This is a genomic window from Algoriphagus sp. 4150, from assembly GCF_031457395.1.
In the GTDB taxonomy this organism is placed as follows: domain Bacteria; phylum Bacteroidota; class Bacteroidia; order Cytophagales; family Cyclobacteriaceae; genus Algoriphagus.
Window position 1 is genome coordinate 708,622 of record NZ_JAVDWS010000001.1, and the last position, 15,309, is coordinate 723,930.

General features: G+C 40.5%; 15 protein-coding genes. 12 read left to right on the forward strand and 3 right to left on the reverse strand.

What is annotated here, in order from left to right; all coding sequences use genetic code 11:
- The first annotated feature begins 175 nt into the window (after nt 1-175).
- Nucleotides 176-1,324, forward strand: coding sequence for a hypothetical protein (locus J2X69_RS03020; RefSeq protein WP_310098232.1), 1,149 nt, complete (start codon nt 176-178; stop codon nt 1,322-1,324).
- Nucleotides 1,325-1,445: 121 nt separating this feature from the next.
- On the opposite strand, the gene serA is transcribed toward J2X69_RS03020, so the two are convergent.
- On the reverse strand, nt 1,446-3,338 hold the full coding sequence (gene serA / locus J2X69_RS03025) for a phosphoglycerate dehydrogenase (RefSeq protein ID WP_310098235.1): 1,893 nt from the start codon (nt 3,336-3,338) through the stop codon (nt 1,446-1,448).
- Between the two features lie 222 nt (nt 3,339-3,560).
- Here serA and J2X69_RS03030 point away from each other — a divergent pair, with 222 nt between their 5' ends.
- From J2X69_RS03030 to J2X69_RS03040, 3 genes are all read left to right on the forward strand, one after another.
- A complete protein-coding gene (locus tag J2X69_RS03030) occupies nt 3,561-4,079 on the forward strand; it encodes a DUF4920 domain-containing protein (RefSeq protein WP_310098238.1) in 519 nt (172 codons plus the stop codon).
- A gap of 1 nt (nt 4,080) precedes the next feature.
- Nucleotides 4,081-4,287, forward strand: a complete 207-nt coding sequence (locus tag J2X69_RS03035; RefSeq protein WP_310098241.1) for a hypothetical protein — start codon at nt 4,081-4,083, stop codon at nt 4,285-4,287.
- Between the two features lie 270 nt (nt 4,288-4,557).
- Complete coding sequence (locus tag J2X69_RS03040; protein ID WP_310098244.1) at nt 4,558-4,932, forward strand: DUF983 domain-containing protein; 375 nt, start codon at nt 4,558-4,560, stop codon at nt 4,930-4,932.
- 77 nt (nt 4,933-5,009) lie between these two features.
- Here the strand turns inward: J2X69_RS03040 and J2X69_RS03045 are convergent, their stop codons facing one another.
- Nucleotides 5,010-6,560 carry a BCCT family transporter gene (locus J2X69_RS03045; RefSeq protein WP_310098247.1) on the reverse strand — a complete coding sequence of 517 codons (1,551 nt, stop codon included), beginning with the start codon at nt 6,558-6,560 and terminating at the stop codon, nt 5,010-5,012.
- 368 nt (nt 6,561-6,928) lie between these two features.
- On the opposite strand from J2X69_RS03045, the gene J2X69_RS03050 reads away from it, so the two are divergent.
- From J2X69_RS03050 to J2X69_RS03070, 5 genes are read left to right on the forward strand one after another with little or no spacing between them, the layout of a single operon-like run.
- Nucleotides 6,929-7,606, forward strand: coding sequence for a TetR/AcrR family transcriptional regulator (locus J2X69_RS03050; protein WP_310098249.1), 678 nt, complete (start codon nt 6,929-6,931; stop codon nt 7,604-7,606).
- A complete protein-coding gene (locus J2X69_RS03055) occupies nt 7,599-9,308 on the forward strand; it encodes an ATP-binding cassette domain-containing protein (protein WP_310098251.1) in 1,710 nt (569 codons plus the stop codon). The genes J2X69_RS03050 and J2X69_RS03055 overlap by 8 nt, the downstream gene beginning before the upstream one ends.
- 4 nt (nt 9,309-9,312) lie before the next feature.
- A complete protein-coding gene (locus tag J2X69_RS03060) occupies nt 9,313-10,668 on the forward strand; it encodes an HlyD family efflux transporter periplasmic adaptor subunit (RefSeq protein ID WP_310098255.1) in 1,356 nt (451 codons plus the stop codon).
- Nucleotides 10,665-12,053 (forward strand): TolC family protein, encoded by a 1,389-nt coding sequence (locus J2X69_RS03065; RefSeq protein WP_310098257.1) that lies wholly within the window; start codon nt 10,665-10,667, stop codon nt 12,051-12,053. Before J2X69_RS03060 ends, J2X69_RS03065 begins: the two co-directional genes overlap by 4 nt.
- 45 nt (nt 12,054-12,098) lie before the next feature.
- Nucleotides 12,099-12,383: a DUF1330 domain-containing protein gene (locus J2X69_RS03070; protein WP_310098260.1), complete on the forward strand. Its 285-nt coding sequence runs from the start codon at nt 12,099-12,101 to the stop codon at nt 12,381-12,383.
- A gap of 70 nt (nt 12,384-12,453) precedes the next feature.
- On the opposite strand, the gene J2X69_RS03075 is transcribed toward J2X69_RS03070, so the two are convergent.
- Nucleotides 12,454-13,089 carry a peroxiredoxin gene (locus J2X69_RS03075; protein ID WP_310098263.1) on the reverse strand — a complete coding sequence of 212 codons (636 nt, stop codon included), beginning with the start codon at nt 13,087-13,089 and terminating at the stop codon, nt 12,454-12,456.
- Between the two features lie 180 nt (nt 13,090-13,269).
- Between J2X69_RS03075 and J2X69_RS03080 the strand changes: the two genes are divergently transcribed.
- Genes J2X69_RS03080 through J2X69_RS03090 form a run of 3 tightly spaced genes read left to right on the forward strand, consistent with a single transcriptional unit; the run spans nt 13,270 to nt 15,258 of the window.
- A complete protein-coding gene (locus J2X69_RS03080; RefSeq protein WP_310098266.1) occupies nt 13,270-13,602 on the forward strand; it encodes an arsenosugar biosynthesis-associated peroxidase-like protein in 333 nt (110 codons plus the stop codon).
- 3 nt (nt 13,603-13,605) lie between these two features.
- Nucleotides 13,606-14,658, forward strand: a complete 1,053-nt coding sequence (gene arsS, locus J2X69_RS03085; protein ID WP_310098270.1) for an arsenosugar biosynthesis radical SAM (seleno)protein ArsS — start codon at nt 13,606-13,608, stop codon at nt 14,656-14,658.
- Nucleotides 14,659-15,258, forward strand: a complete 600-nt coding sequence (locus tag J2X69_RS03090; protein WP_310098273.1) for a TIGR04282 family arsenosugar biosynthesis glycosyltransferase — start codon at nt 14,659-14,661, stop codon at nt 15,256-15,258. It abuts the gene before it with no gap.
- Nucleotides 15,259-15,309 lie beyond the last annotated feature (51 nt).

Sequence of the window (15,309 nt, forward strand, 5' to 3'; positions counted from 1 at the left end):
AAATCGCTTTTACCCTAAAAAACCTTCAAGGGTTTGCATAAGTGCGCTTACTTTCAAACATATTAACACTTGAAGGTTCTGTAGATTGGATTTTTAAGGGTGATTTTCCTGCTGTAGTCGTGTATCTTTCCTGACTTAATTGATTAAGACATAAATAATCAACCATTTATTCATTATGAAAAAATTCACTAATCTATTAATGAAATCATGCCTATTGATTATTCTACTATTGTTAATGGCAGTGCCTACATATTCTCAATATAAATTAAGCAAGATTGATGAATTCAAAATTAACTCTCTGCTTGATGTGGATATAGTTGACTACTCTCCAAAGAATAAACTTTATTTGGGTTTTATGAATTCTAGTGAAGGAGACAGAATACTTCTTATCAACAAAAAGGGAGAAATTATTGCAAACAAAAATTTAAAAGGTCAGGAGCCAAATCAATATGTCTCCAATCTAAATGCTATGACTTTTTCTAAAGATGGGGATATTTGGTTACAAACTGTAACACATATTCTGCTATATGACCAAATGCTTGTTCAAAAGAAAAGAATTCCTTATCCATCCAGTGTTAAAATGCAGATTTATGGGAGAAAAGAAGCTTTTCCTTATTTCTACAAAGACAGTCCTGAATCTGGATTTTCATTTATCACAAATCCTTCAGGAACGAACTCATATATGCCAAATGGAAAAACAAATAGTGACTTAATTGAAGTTTATAATACTGAGATTGACGAGTTGCATAGGATAGCACCGATAGCAGACAGGTCGATTTACGGGAAGCTGGACAATTCCTTAGTGAGTTCACTTTATTTCATTGTGTATAGCATCAATAAAAATAGCCGAAAAGTATTTTTAACAACTAGACTAGATGATGAAATCACGGTATATAATTTAGAAACAGGAAAATTGGAATCAAAAATAAAGATCAACCATGGTGATTTCAAGGTTTTAAAATTAAATACTATTGCATCAAAGGATTTGAGTTCAGATGGGAGAGAATCATTAGGCGCGAGAAACCATAAGGTATTCTCAATGGACAATGACCTAATAGTTCTAGATTATATCAAAGAAATACCGTATGGAATTTATGAGATCAAGAAGGCAGATGATCCTAGCTATCAGCATATGCAGGATGCAGACTATCATAAGTTGATACTTTTCGATGGTAACAGACAAGTGTCTGAAGATATCCCTATGCCCACAAATGGGCATTTGATGCTAGGGTTGCTAGATGATCAACTTCTATTTAAGATTGTTGACCCTGATGTAGAAGAAGATTTTATAAGATATCAAGTTTTTAAACTGGTAAAAGAATAAGCGCCTTGTTCAAGAATAAGTTTGCAAAAAGGCAAACTATGGCTAGGACGAAGACTCAGGTAAAACCAACAAAAAAGTCCCGCTTTGACGGGACTTTTTTGTTGAGAATGAATCATATTTCTTAATAAAGAACTCTGAATCGTATAGTTCCCGGTATAAGTTTTAATGCATTGATGGCTTCGTTGGAATAAGCCTTGTCGATGTCTGTGATCACATATCCGATTTTCTCGTTGGTTTTTAGGTATTGACCTACGATATTGATTTCGAAGTTCGCCAAGATCTGGTTGATTTTTGCCAATACACCGGGCTCATTCAAGTGAATATGGATAAGTCTATGTGCATTTTGCAAGAAAGGCAACTGGATATTGGGGAAGTTTACGGAGTTGTATGTATTGCCCGTGTTGATGTACTCCATGATTTTTCCTGGAACAAATCTAGCTATATTCTCCTGTGCTTCCAGCGTACTGCCCCCTATATGCGGAGTCAAAATTGTATTAGGCAAGCCAATCAATTCAGATACAAACGGTTCTTTGTTGTTTTTAGGTTCTTCCGGAAATACATCGAAAGCACAACCTGCTAATTTTCCGGAAAGGATTGCGTCACGAACAGCAGGGATTTCTACCACATGGCCACGACTTAGATTTACTAAGTAGGAGCCGGGCTTCATTTTCTCTATTTTCTCTCTACTCAGGATATTATGATTTTCTTTTCTGCCATCTACATGAAGAGAAATAATATCGCATGTTTCAAGCAATTCGTCCAGAGAATTGACTTTCGTGGCATTACCAAGGGCTAGCTTTTCTATGACATCATAATAGAACACATTCAATCCCATATTTTCTGCAAGAACTGAAAGTTGAGCGCCGATATTTCCGTATCCAATGATTCCTAGCTTTTTACCTCTGATCTCGAAACTCCCTGAAGCAGATTTGTCCCACTTACTTTCATGCATGGAAGCGGTTTTATCTACAAAATTTCTCATCAGGAAGATGATCTCGGCGATCGCCATTTCCACCACGGATCTGGTGTTGCTGAAAGGAGCGTTAAAGACAGCTATTCCTTTTTCCTGGCAGGCTTCCAGATCGATCTGGTTGGTACCTATACAAAATGCACCCACAGCAATCAAGCGGTTGGCATTTTCCAGAACCTTGCGGGTTACAATCGTTTTGGATCGAATCCCAAGAATGGAGACGGTTTTGATTTTCTCGCAGAGTTCTTCTTCTGACATGGCAGAGCTCACGACTTCTACTTCGTAGCCTTCTTCTTTGAGTAAATCGATACCGATTGGGTGTACGTTTTCAAGGAGCAATACCTTGATTCTGCTTTTCGGGTAAGAGAATTTCGTGTTCAAATTATTGACGTATAGGATTTCATCCAAACTTGGCGCAATATGATCTGCCTCTTTGGTTACTTTAGGACGATTTACATTTTCGGTAAAAGCATAAAACTTATTGGCTAGACCGGATTTCTTGATTTCGTAATCTGTGTAACCATCACCGATTACGTAGATTTCCCCTTCAAGATTGATTTTTTTGATGGTTTCCGCTTTGCCGTTATTTTGAGAAAGCGGGTTGTCACGGTTGAAATCTACGATATTATCCGATTCATCGTATACAAATTCATTCGCAAAAACATTGTCTTGGTGGATGCCATAATCGGCTACAATAGGTATAATGAAATCCTTAAACCCATTGGAAACGATGTATATGTTTTCTGAATTATCCTGAAGAAATTCTTTGTTGCGCTCAAAGGATTTGGAGACTTTTAGCTTTAAGGCCGCTATCAAATCCGTTATTTGGGACTTGCTGGCTTTTAGGATATCGATTCGCTGGATCAGACTGTCGCGAAAGGTCACATTTCCTTCCATTCCTTTGTCAGTAATATCCTTGATTGCCTGTAGTTTTACTTCGCGTTCAGGGTCGTTGAGAAGACTGATTTCTCCCAGTATATCCAGAGCTTCTACTTGCGTGAATGTACTGTCAAAATCAATAATAAACTTTGTTGGGTGGGGCATGTGCAGGGTCAATAGGTTAATTTCCACGTAAAATTACAGGATTGTTAAAAAAATCGAAGTTTTATTGAAAGAATTGTTTCAATTCTTTTTCGCAATCGATTTTTTTGCAATCAATCGAGGAAATAGGCAGGGATTTCGAATTCAGATAAGTTTACCAAACATTCCGGCATTTCTTTTACTCTCCAATTCAAACCCGTATTTTTGTATAAATCTAATTTTGCTATGAAACATTCTCATTTGGTTATACTTGCTTTTGGCCTTGCACTCAGCTCAGCCTGCCAAAGCCAGAAGTCTGAAATAGTATTGGAAGAAGTAAATGCTATAGTAGATGCAGCTGACACTATTCCCGGAGCTTACGGAGCTGAAGTAGCTCTATCAGGAGTAGTTTCTCCTGCTGAGATGGTGTCCGTAGTGGAGAGACAGGGTAATTTCGAAGGGAAGATTTCCGGAGAGATAAAGGAAGTATGCACCAAGAAAGGCTGCTGGCTTACCATGGAGCTCCCTAACGGTGAGAGCATGCGGGTGACATTCAAGGATTATGAATTTTTTGTTCCGACTACTTCTCAGGGATATCCCGTGATTTTGGAGGGGGTAGCTGTCATGACAGAAACAGATGTGGAGACTCTAAGACACTATGCTGAAGACGGAGGAGTGAGCAAGGAGGAAATTGAGGCAATCACTGAGCCTAAACGTGAGATTACTTTTGAAGCTGTCGGTGTGGTGATACAGAACAAAGCCTAATATGCCAATAGCACTTGACAACCTACGGGTAGGTAGAAAATATCAGTTGGTCAACATGGGGGAAATCAGACAGGTGGAGATCATCTCCCGTATAAGGGGTACAAATTTCAAAGTTAAGGATCTTGACACGCTGGAATATTATACCATCGAGGAACTTCTTCAGTGGGGGATAGGCAAAGATTACGATATAGACGAGATCTTCCGGTAGAGTTAGACAGATGATTTCTTGTCATTTGTTGTAAACCCGGACTATGCATTAGGATTCGTAGCAGCCTGTCCCGATTCTTTTCGGGAAGGGTTCAAACTGCAAGAAAATCAGTCACTTTGGAGATCGAGTCGTAGCACCGCTACTGTGAGAGCGAAAAGTGAAGCATAGCGACTGATTTTGAGGCGGCTTGAATCCGTGGTAGATTTTCTAATGCATAATTCGGGTTCAAGCTTTTTTCGCGTCCGATTTCCACTTTCACAAAAAATGATAATGAGTAATAAAAGTACGATTAAGGCTGTCATAGGGGCCAAATGTCCTCAATGTCACGAAGGTAAGCTGTTTCCTGTGCCGGTCAATAGCTTTCGAAAATTGTCTGATGTCAATAAATCCTGTTCAGTATGTGGAGCAAATTTTCATGCTGAACCTGATTTTTTTTATGGAGCGATGTATGTTAGCTACGCCTTCTCAGTGGCTCTGGTGATCACTGTCATGGTAGCCTTAAATGTGCTGATGGTAAGGCCAGAGCTATGGATGTACCTTACGACAGTTGCGGTTTCTAATGTCCTTTTGATGCCTATAATGCTTCGGTATTCCAAGGTATTGTATCTCTACAATGTCGGAAAACTGAAATATAGAGGCTATTGATTCTTTAAGTAGGTCTTGCTGAAAAACCGTTGGCATGAAAAAAGGGTTAATCATTCAAAATGATAGCCTTTGATCTTTTACCGGCGTTTTTCAGCATGTCCTAAGTATTTTTTTGGAGAAATAAGAATCATCAACAGGCATACCGAAACTAGGAACAGGAAGAACAAAGCAGGCAGTCCGCCTATTACAGACAAAATACGTACACCGTCTATCCCTGAGTAACTTATCATTATCCAGGACAGAAATCCAATCAATACTCCCCATATTACTTTCAGATTGGTGTCCGAATGAAATGGATCTCCGTCTTGTTTTTTCATGCTAATACTGGCCAATGCATCTGTACTTGAATCAGCGGCAGTTACATAGGAAATAAAAATAGCTAGAATGAATAGCTGTGCGAATAGTTTGAAATAACCCAGGTCATCAAAAACCCTGTAAATGATGGACTCGGGTCCTGAGTTTTCAAAAAGATTTCTATAATCATGAGAATTCACCGCGGCAAAGTCAAGTGTGGTTCCTCCAAAAATCCCCATCCATATCAGGCAAAAAAGAGCAGGCAAAAACCAGTTGACCAACAGAAACTCTCTAACGGTTCTTCCGACTGCTATTTTTCCCAGAAATAAAGCAGTCATAGGAGCCCAAGCCATCCACATAGCAAAATTGAATGTCGACCAATCATAAGTCCATTTATTTCCAGACCCGCTCAGCTGTAGACTTAAATCTGCAAAATTCAAAAAGTAGTGGCTGAAGCCTGTCCCAATTGAGCTGATAATTTTGCCTTTTTCCCCTAGAAAGACAAATAGAATGGCTATCAGGAAAAAGAATCCCAAATTGAAGAGTGAGAGGTTTCTGATTCCTTTCTCAATTCCTGTCGAAGCAGAAATAATGAAAGTGATCAGAATTCCCAGCGTAACAAAACCCGAGAGTAAAGTTCGATCCAAGTTGGGAAAGAAAGCCGAGAAGCCACCTGAAAGACTCAGTATTCCCGCTCCAAGAGCTGCAGCCATTCCGGTAACTAAAGCAAATAGGCTGAACAAATCCAGCCCGGTTTCCCAGACTTTATGAGGTGAATGACCGATCATCGGTCTCAGCATTATTCCAAGGCTGAACTTGCTCTTGCCTGAATAATACATCAAAGCAAAAACCAGCGCCGGAATAGCATAAATCGCATAAGGAGTAAAACCCCAATGAAAATATAAAGCTCCCAAAGCAAAGGACTTTGCCTCCTCCGAGTTTGGAGCGAATGTCTTGAAGTCCGGCGGATATAGAAAGTGGGAGAGCGGCTCAGCGCTTCCCCAGAATAAAATCCCAACTGCTATGGTGGTGCAGAGAACAATAGCAAACCAACTGATTCTATTCAATCGGGGAATAGCAGAGGTACCGCCTATTCTATAATTACCCAATGGGGATAAAAAGACAGCAACGGCCAGTATGGTCATTACTAAGGAAACCCAGCTAAACCCCAGCGAGAAGTTGGTGAGTATGCTTTGCTGCATACCCGTGATCGCCTCGATAAAAGAATCGGAAAAAACAATACTGCATAGTACAGCAAGTATTAGAAGAATAAAAGGAGGCCAGAAGACCCAAGGTCGGATATTTAATTGAAGAAAACTTGATTTGCCGTTCATTGGAAATTAAGGTACCTGATTTTTGGGAAGTCAAAAAATCATATCAAGTAAGTTTTGCACTTCTGGTTGCTGTTAGGATAAAATTCCTTTCCATGCGTCTATATTTTTCTTTCAAAGGTCATATGCAAGTGTATTCTAATGGAAAATAGTATTTAACAATCGTTTGACACAGTATGAATTAATGATTATCAGGTATTATATCGCTGATTTATTTTGATTCAAAAATTATATACGGAATTAAATTTTAATATTTAGTAACTAATCCAAATTCTAGTCAGTAATTGATGCTGTTAGTAATACTAACTTTTTGAAAGATTTGTTAACTTTTTCATTAAATGGTCGTTTCTTAGATCGTCGTATACTTTTCTATGGAGAACTTATTGAATAATTTGAAAATGGAGGTGCATGATAACCTCTACTTGAAGGAACCATTTAGTTCCGAATTGGGTAGCTCCATAGTACAAGAAGGTGCTATACTCATACGGGATCTGGGCATGGAGCACTTCACGTTCAAAAAGCTTGCGGTGCATATTGGGGTTACAGAGGCAGCAGTGTATCGGTACTTTGAGAATAAGCACATGTTGCTTCTTTATCTTACAGCTTGGTATTGGGCATGGATGGAAGTAAATTACGTGTATGCTACTGCAAATCTGGAAAGCAGTAAGTCCCGCTTGTCCATAGCCATGAAACTTTTGGTGAATGGACCGGTTTTTATAAAAAACGCACATATAGATCCTGAGGATCTGCGTAGCATCGTAGTCAATGAATCCCTGAAAGGATACTTGACTAAAACTGTAGATACAGAGCATGAAAATGGTATTTTTGCCCAAGTCTATAGTTTTGGTGAACGAATTTCCGAATTGATAGCAGAGATAAACCCATCCTACCCCTACCCAAAAACCTTGGCATATACAGTCATGGAGTCAAGCTTACTTCATGCCTTTAATTCACAGCATTTACCCAATATGACAGAGCAATCATTAGATGCGGAGAACCGGTTGGTCTTTTTTGAAGATTTAATAGTAAAGGCAATTTCAAATGAATAACGCAAAGAAAATCACCCCAATAAAGCGGTTTTTCAATCTGCTGAAGGAGGAAAAGGATCAGGTATATTCAATTTACTTTTATGCTATCTTGAATGGTCTGGTTGCGCTATCCCTTCCGCTTGGAATTCAGGCAATTTTGAATTTTGTCCTTGGTGGAAGAATTACTACTTCCTGGGTAATTCTGGTTATAATAGTAGCTGCAGGTATCGCTTTCGGTGGTTTTCTGCAGATTTCCCAGTTGCAGATTACGGAGAAACTTCAACAAAGGATATTTGCCAAATCCGGTCTTTCTCTGGCGTATAGACTTCCGAAGATCAAATCGGAACTCTTTCATGGTGCATATGCTCCTGAGCTTGTAAATAGGTTTTTCGATACCGTCAACCTTCAAAAGGGTCTTTCTAAGATTTTAGTGGATTATTCCACCGCGCTGATTCAAGTGTTTTTTGGATTGATTTTACTGTCATTTTATCATGCCTCCTTCATCTTATTCGGGATAATATTGATCATCATTTTGTTGACCATATTTTATTTCACCAGTCCCAAAGGGATGTCCACTGCGATGAAGGAATCCACCCATAAGTATGAGACTGCTTATTGGCTGGAAGAAATAGCAAGAACGATCAACACGTTTAAGCTGGTAGGCGGTAATTCGAAATTGCCAATTTTGCGTGCTGACGACCTGTTAAAACGCTATGTGGAATTTAGGATGCGGCATTTTTCTGTTTTGGTTTTTCAGTATAAAATACTCATTGGGTTCAAGGTTCTAATCGTTAGCGGTCTTTTGGTTGCAGGAAGTTTATTGTTGATTAACGAACAGATCAGTATAGGCCAATTCGTAGCAGCGGAAGTTATAATTGTGATGGTAGTCAATGCTGTGGAAAAATTGATTATCTCTCTGGAGACTGTATATGATACGCTTGTGGCTTCTGAGAAACTGGGGCTTATCATGGATATGGAACTTGAGGATCACAAGGATTCCGAGAAAGATATCACGTCCCAATCCAAGGGTATCAAACTTTCTATGGAAAATGTAGTTTTCCAACCCAGAGATGTGAGAAAACCTATTTTGAATGGTGTCACCCTGACTATTGAATCAGGTTCGAAAGCGGTAATTACCGGCAAAAGTGGTAGTGGAAAAAGTGCGATGCTGGCTCTCTTTTCAGGGTTATATGAAAGCTATCATGGAAGTATAAAGATCAATGATCTATCTCTGGAGATGATTCATTTGGATAAATATAGAAGTGTAGTCGGAGACTGTATGGAGCTGCAGCAGATTTTTCACGGGACTATTTCCGAGAATATTCTAGTAGGGCGCAAAACTGACCCGAAACAGCTGAACTTCCTTATCGAATTGGTGGGATTGAAGGAATTTGTATACCAATTGCCTGAAGATTTGCAAACCATCCTACTTCCTGAAGGCAGAGGACTGTCCAGAAAGATGGCGCAGGCGATAATCTTGGCCAGATCACTTGTCGGGGAGCCTCAGGCCATGATTCTCGAAAATGCCTTACAACATGTGGATGAGGATGTAAAAGAACGTGTGAAGGCTTATCTGTTTGGCGGTGAGTGGACACTCTTGATGGTCACTCAAGATGAAGAGGTGATCAAACAAGCTAATCAAGTAATAGTAATGGAGGAAGGCCATATTATTTACCAAGGTAATCAGTCAGGATATCAGGATTTTTTAACCCTTAACTCATAACCCTATGCTAAATATCTCTGAAAATAAAATCAAAGATCGAAGGCCTTTTGAGCAGGCTGAAAGTCTTAAAATGACTGAAGCCAGTGAGCAGAAAAAGAAGAGAGTTAGGATTCTTTTTGTAAGCTGCTGCATCGTATTTCTTTTACTTTTTCTCCCATGGACTCAGTATATACGATCCAAAGGGTACGTCACTATGCTTCAGCCTGAGCACCGAGCCCAGACCATCCATTCTGTGATAGCAGGCAGGATTGAGAAGTGGTATGTGAATGAAGGCGCTTTCGTGAGCAAAGGGGATACCATAGTAAGTATTTCGGAAGTGAAAGACGAATACTTCGATTCCTTGCTTTTGCCAAGGACACAAAGGCAAGTGGAAGCGAAGAATCTTTCTGCATTGTCTTATAGAGAGAAAGTTAAGGCATTGGACAGCCAGATAGCTGCATTGAAGCGAAATAATATTCTGAGAAAAGAACAGGCTAGAAATAAACTTGAGATGGCTGAATTGCAGGTGGAGTCTGACAGTATTCGTTTCGAACAGGCCAAAGTCAATTATGAAATTGGCCTTAAGCAACTAGGTAGAGCGGAAAAACTCTACGAGGAAGGCTTACGATCCCTCACAGATCTGGAAACCCGCAGGCTTCAATTTCAGGAAGTACAGGCAAGTGTGATAGGTGTAGAGAATAGTCTGCTGAGCAGCAGAAATGCATTGATCTCTGCTAAACTGGAATTGGATGCAATAGACAATGATTTCAAGGACAAGCTATCCAAGGCTGAATCGGATATGTATACTGCACAGTCAAGTCAATACGATGCCGAAGGTTCTGCTACCAAGCTTGAAAACCAATATTCCAACTATGAGGCACGAACCGGCTTTAGACATATTTTGGCTCCTCAGGACGGTTTCATAGCAGAAGCTATCCAGGTAGGTCTGGGAGAGACGATCAAAGAAGGGGATCAGATAGTCAATATTGTGCCTTCAAATGGTAAACTCGCTGTTGAGATGTATATATCGCCCGTTGATTTGCCATTGATGGAGGTCGGCAAAAAAGTACGGTTCATCTTTGACGGCTGGCCTGCAATTGTTTTCTCCGGGTGGCCAAGATTATCCAACGGTACCTTTGGTGGGGTAATCGTGGCAATAGATCAGTTTGCCGGAAGAACGAATCAATATCGTGTTTTGGTAGCAGAAGATCCCGAAGAAGTCCCGTGGCCAGATATGTTGAGAGTAGGTTCGGGAGCAGATGGAATGGCACTTCTAAATGATGTACCGGTATGGTATGAAATCTGGCGACAGCTAAATGGATTCCCGGCTGACTTTTACACCAGAAATCAGAAGGATGATATAGCAAAAGGAAAGAAATGAAAAGATTACTCTTCACTTTCTTATTAATTTCCGGTAGCGTGAGCCTCCATGGGCAAGTTGCTGACACGTTGACTTTTGATACCTACTTGGAATGGGTGAGAGCTTATCATCCGATCGCAGCCCAAGCAGACATTACGCTTACCATGGGTGATATGGAAGTCCGCACGGCAAGGGGCGATTTTGATCCTTTGCTGTATGGGAACTTGGATAAGAAAAGCTACGACGAAAAGACTTATTATGAAAAAAGAGAAGCAGGTATTTCTATACCTACTTGGGCTGGAATAGAACTAAATGGGGCATTTGAACAGAATTCAGGGCAGTATCTTAATTCTGAAAGGACAGTCCCGGCAGGAGGTTTATTTTCCGCAGGAGCTTCTGTAAATCTCGGGCAAGGACTGATTTTGGATGATCGTAGAGCAGGTTTGCGGAAGGCTCAGATTTATCAGCAATCCACAGAGTCAGAGCGAAAAAACCTGTTGAACGATTTATATCTACAGGCAACCGGTGCTTATTGGAATTGGTCTCTGGCTCACGCCAATAGAAAACTACAGGCTGAAGGAGCTGACCTAGCAAGAACTAGGTTTGAGGCAGTGAAAATAAGCTATGAACAGGGGGATTTTCCGGCAATAGATACTGTAGAAGCGTCTTCTCAATTTCTGAATAGAGAATACTATCTACAGGAAGCAGAAAATGAGCTTTTCATAAGAACTCAGGAACTCAGCAACTTTCTATGGGATGAAACAGGAAATCCAATTGCTCTAGATCCTGGAGTACTCCCGGAGGACTTGTATTCTGACCAGCCATTGATTTTAAACGAGGGGGAACTGCGCATGATGGTCTCAGATCATCCTGAATTAATGCTGGCAGACTATGAATTGGCTAGTTTGGATGTGGATAGGAGACTCAAGGCACAGCAGATTCTGCCTGTTGTAAAATTCAAGTACAATTTCCTCACAGAAAGCCTCAATCAGTTTGATCAGGCAAGTTTCTTTGAAAATGATTATAAATGGGGACTTACTGTTTACACTCCCCTCATGTGGAGAAAGGCCAGGGGAGGGATGCGCCTTGCGGAAGCCAAAATTAATTTTAAGCAAAACTCCAGGGAGTTGAAAGAACTTCAGCTTCGGACTAAACTCGAAAATGAACTCAATGGATGGACTGTGATAAATTCACAGATAAGTACTTATACCCGCAATGTTGAGGCATTGGAAATGTTGCTTCAGGGAGAATTAAGGAAGTTTCAAATAGGCGAAAGTAGTTTGTTCCTAGTGAATACCAGAGAGGTTTCTGTTTTTAGCTCAAGAATCACTTTAAACGAATTGCTCTCTAAGAGGAAGATTTCTTTTGCCAAAGCTAGATATGCTGCCGGTGTAGGGTTTGAATGATCTCAAAAATTAAAGTAGATTTACTTAGATTAAACCACAGAAGTTATGCCTGCCTTTGTAATAGTAGAAGTAGATGTCACTGATCAGGAAAAGTACAATGCGTACAAGGAATTGACTCCTGCGACAATCTCGCCTTTTGGAGGGAAGTTTATACTTCGCGGCAATCCCGTAACAGTTTTAGAGGGGGATTGGAACCATGAGCGTTTGGTTATGTTACAATTCCCTACCAAAGAAAAAGCCTTGGCATGGTACAATTCGGATGGCTATCAACATGCCAAATCAGTAAGGGCAGGAGCTGCCGATGCCAAATTTTTATTAATAGAATCGTAAATCAGGATATAATTTTATATCAAAAAAAGCTTCCGATAAGAAGCTTTTTTTTTAATTGAATTTCAGCTGGTTATAAATCAGGCTGAGGAGTGGTTCTCAAGTAAGGTTTGATTACTTTGTGTCCTTTGGGGAATTTTGCAGGAATATCCTCGTCTTTAATTGCCGGGGCGATCACCACATCTTCACCTTGCTTCCAGTTGGCAGGAGTAGCTACTGAATAGTTAGCCGTCAGCTGAAGGGAGTCGATTACTCTGAGCAGTTCTTCGAAATTTCTGCCTGTACTTGCCGGATAAGTGATAATCAGCTTAATCTTCTTGTCATTTCCAATCACAAAAACGGAGCGAACGGTAAAGTTTTCATTGGAATTGGGGTGGATCATATCATACAGTTCCGATACTTTTCTGTCCTCATCGCCGATGATGGGGAAATTCACATTGGTGCTCTGCGTCTCATTTATGTCAGAGATCCAGCCTCTGTGGCTTTCTACGCCGTCTACACTTAGCGCCATTACTTTCGTGTCGCGCTTCGCAAACTCATCCTTGAGCTTAGCCACTGTGCCCAATTCCGTGGTACATACCGGAGTATAATCTGCGGGGTGGGAAAACAAAATTCCCCATCCATCTCCTAAATACTCGTAAAAATCAATTTTTCCTTCTGTGGTGTCGGCCGTAAAATTTGGGGCCAAATCGCCTAGTCGTAATGCCATGTTGTTTATTGTTTAAAAGTTCTGAATTCAATACGCTCAATATAACATCCATGGTACTTTTCAGTTCCTGTTTTTTTATAATCTTTATAAAAAGTTGTAGAACCTAAACCCATTTCCAAAAATGTGAGTTGTAAGTCTAACCAATACTTTTACTTCGTAAATAATCTAAACAAAGCACCCATGAAAACTTACTACAATCCCGAAGATCTTAAGAATTTTGGCAAAATAGGTGAATTTCAAAAGCCCCTTGCAGACAAGTTTTTCGATTATTACGGAGAAGTCTTTGCCGAAGGCGCACTTACTGCCAGAGAAAAATCACTTATAGCACTGGCTGTAGCCCATGCGATCCAATGTCCCTATTGCATCGATGCTTACACTACAGACACAATGGAGAAGGGCTGCGATGAAGAACAAATGATGGAGGCCGTCCATGTGGCAGCTGCCATCAGAGGAGGAGCTTCACTCGTACATGCCACTCAGATGATGAATAAAGTGAAGGAAATATCCATGTAATCCATGAAGTCTCTCAAAGCACAAGATCACCCATTATCCAGCTCTGAAGCAGAGATTCAATTCTTAGAAAGCGATATGCCAGGTTTTTCGGGAGATCGTTTTGCCTTTGAGCTGGAGAAGTCAAATCTCTTTCCATTAAAACCCACCCGGATAGAAATCCTACAAATCAATCTGGGAAAAATGTGTAACCAAGTCTGCAAACACTGCCATGTGGATGCTGGACCCGACCGCAAGGAAATTATGACCCGGGAGACTATGATGGATTGTCTTGAGGTTATTAAGAATCATGAAATCACTACAATTGACCTGACGGGTGGAGCACCGGAGATGAATCCTGATTTCCGATGGTTTGTAGAATCTATCCGATCCATCGATGCTGAGGTGACTATAATCGTGCGATGCAATCTCACCATCATCTTGGCAAATCCAAAATACCACGATCTGCCCGGCTTTTTCAAAAAGCATAAGATTGAAGTCGCCTCTTCCTTGCCCTATTTCACAGCAATGAAGACTGATTCACAACGCGGAGACGGTGTCTTTGACAAATCTATAAAAGCTTTGAAACTGCTAAATGAACAGGGATATGGAATGGAGGGAACGGGGTTGATATTAAATCTGGTGTATAACCCGTCAGGAGCTTTCATGCCTGCCGCGCAAAGTGGTCTGGAAGCCGAATTCAAAAAGCGACTAGCTGATAAATTTGGGATTTCCTTTAATTCTCTCTTTACCATTACAAATTTACCGATTAGCCGATTTCTTGATTACCTGATAAGGAGCGAAAATTATGAGAGGTATATGGAAAAGCTAATCGATAGTTTTAATCCCGTAGCGGCAGCGGGGGTAATGTGCAGAAATACGATCTCCGTAGGCTGGGACGGATATTTATACGATTGTGATTTCAATCAAATGCTGGAACTAAAGGTGACAGCCGAAAATTCCCAACATATCAAAGACTGGAATGAAAAATCTCTGACTGGAAGAGATATTGTAGTCAAAAACCACTGTTTTGGCTGCACTGCAGGAGCAGGATCAAGTTGCGGAGGAACCACTGCTTAAATGAAAGACGGATTACTGATTTTCCAGAAAAATGCTGAACTGGGCAAAGTGAAAACAAGACTTGCTGCCACACTAGGAGACCAGGCTGCTTTTGAAGTATATGGGCAGTTGGTGCAATATACCCATAGTGTAGCTTCCCCATGTCATGCCCAAAAGATCCTCTTTTTCTCGAATTTCCCAGAAGGAGACCTTTCGGAATATCCTGCAAATTATAGATTTGAACTACAGTCAGGTAAGGGGTTGGGTGAAAAAATGAGGAATGCATTTCAGCTGCTTTTCGACGAGAAATTTGACAGGTTGGTAATAATAGGAACGGATTGTGCAGAGATTACATCAGAACACATTTCTGCTGCATTTGAAAAGTTGGGTACAAACGATGTGGTCATCGGCCCTGCTGAGGATGGAGGATATTACCTGCTTGGCATGCGTATATTTATTCCGGGGTTATTTGAGGGAATTCCATGGAGTACGGATCAAGTCACCTCTCTTACTAAGGAATATTTGACCCGAAATGAGATTTCCTTTACCTTGCTTCCAACACTTTCAGATGTAGATCTTGAAGAGGATTGGGAGAGAGTTAAGGATAAATTTAAATCTTAATATTTCTTCAATCTTTGGGAGGAATTAAGGTAACCCCTCATCTTATTGTAG

Bases quoted from the DNA above. Each gene is read 5' to 3' on its own strand.
- J2X69_RS03075 (WP_310098263.1), bottom strand. From the start codon at position 13,089: ATGGCATTACGACTAGGCGATTTGGCCCCAAATTTTACGGCCGACACC.
- J2X69_RS03055 (WP_310098251.1), top strand. From the start codon at position 7,599: ATGAATAACGCAAAGAAAATCACCCCAATAAAGCGGTTTTTCAATCTG.
- J2X69_RS03030 (WP_310098238.1), top strand. From the start codon at position 3,561: ATGAAACATTCTCATTTGGTTATACTTGCTTTTGGCCTTGCACTCAGC.
- J2X69_RS03035 (WP_310098241.1), top strand. From the start codon at position 4,081: ATGCCAATAGCACTTGACAACCTACGGGTAGGTAGAAAATATCAGTTG.
- J2X69_RS03065 (WP_310098257.1), top strand. From the start codon at position 10,665: ATGAAAAGATTACTCTTCACTTTCTTATTAATTTCCGGTAGCGTGAGC.
- serA (WP_310098235.1), bottom strand. From the start codon at position 3,338: ATGCCCCACCCAACAAAGTTTATTATTGATTTTGACAGTACATTCACG.
- J2X69_RS03080 (WP_310098266.1), top strand. From the start codon at position 13,270: ATGAAAACTTACTACAATCCCGAAGATCTTAAGAATTTTGGCAAAATA.
- J2X69_RS03050 (WP_310098249.1), top strand. From the start codon at position 6,929: ATGGAGAACTTATTGAATAATTTGAAAATGGAGGTGCATGATAACCTC.
- J2X69_RS03045 (WP_310098247.1), bottom strand. From the start codon at position 6,560: ATGAACGGCAAATCAAGTTTTCTTCAATTAAATATCCGACCTTGGGTC.
- J2X69_RS03040 (WP_310098244.1), top strand. From the start codon at position 4,558: ATGAGTAATAAAAGTACGATTAAGGCTGTCATAGGGGCCAAATGTCCT.
- J2X69_RS03090 (WP_310098273.1), top strand. From the start codon at position 14,659: ATGAAAGACGGATTACTGATTTTCCAGAAAAATGCTGAACTGGGCAAA.
- arsS (WP_310098270.1), top strand. From the start codon at position 13,606: ATGAAGTCTCTCAAAGCACAAGATCACCCATTATCCAGCTCTGAAGCA.
- J2X69_RS03020 (WP_310098232.1), top strand. From the start codon at position 176: ATGAAAAAATTCACTAATCTATTAATGAAATCATGCCTATTGATTATT.
- J2X69_RS03070 (WP_310098260.1), top strand. From the start codon at position 12,099: ATGCCTGCCTTTGTAATAGTAGAAGTAGATGTCACTGATCAGGAAAAG.
- J2X69_RS03060 (WP_310098255.1), top strand. From the start codon at position 9,313: ATGCTAAATATCTCTGAAAATAAAATCAAAGATCGAAGGCCTTTTGAG.